This window comes from Bacillus sp. BB51/4, from assembly GCF_008368845.1.
GTDB lineage: Bacteria > Bacillota > Bacilli > Bacillales > Bacillaceae_G > Bacillus_A > Bacillus_A wiedmannii.
Genome location: NZ_QOSC01000042.1, coordinates 1 through 693 on the forward strand (window position 1 = coordinate 1; position 693 = coordinate 693).

Here is a 693-nt window from a genome sequence, read left to right on the forward strand (position 1 = left end):
AAAGAAGAAAAAAAAGAAAAAAAAGAAGAAAAGGGGGGAAAAGAAAGAAAAGGAGGAAAGAAGGGAGAAAAAGAAGGTGAAAGAGAAGAAGGAGAAAAAGAAGAAAGAGAAAAAAAAAAAAAAAAGAGAGGAGAAGGAAAAGCGTTCAAGAAGAAAGAGAAAGAAAGAAAAAGAAAAAGAAGAAGAAGAAGAAAAAAGAAAAAGAGAAGGAGAAGAAAAGAAAGGAAAAGGGAAAAAGAGAAAAAGAAAAAAAGAAGAAGAGAGAAAAAGAAAAAAAAAAAAAAGAAGAGAAGAGAGAGAAAGGAAAAGAAAAGAAGAAAAAAGGGAAAAAGGATTAAAGGAGAAAAAGAAGAAGAAAGAAAGAAAAGAAAGGGAAAAAGGAAAAGGGGAAAAGAAAGAAGGGAGGGAGAGAAAGGAAAGGAGGAAAAAAAAAAGAGGAGGAAGAACAAAAGAAAGAAAGCAAAGGAAAAAGAGGAGAAGAAGGAAGGAAAGAAAGAGAGAAAAAGAGGAGAAGGAGAGAAAAAAAAAAGAAAAGAGAAGAAAAAGGGAAAAGAAGAAGAAAAGAAAAAAAGGAGAAGGCGGAGGAGGGAAAGAGAGGAGAGAAAGGGGGGGGGGAGAGAGAAAAAAAAAAAAAAGGAAAAAAGAAGGAAAAAAGGAAGAAGGAGAAGAGAGAAGAGAGAACAAAGAAGTAGA

At 33.2% G+C, this 693-nt stretch carries 1 protein-coding gene; it reads left to right on the forward strand.

Annotated features, from left to right (window positions below; genetic code table 11):
* On the forward strand, positions 1–693 hold a 693-nt coding region (locus tag DN392_RS31430; RefSeq protein WP_179955934.1), incomplete at both ends, for a hypothetical protein.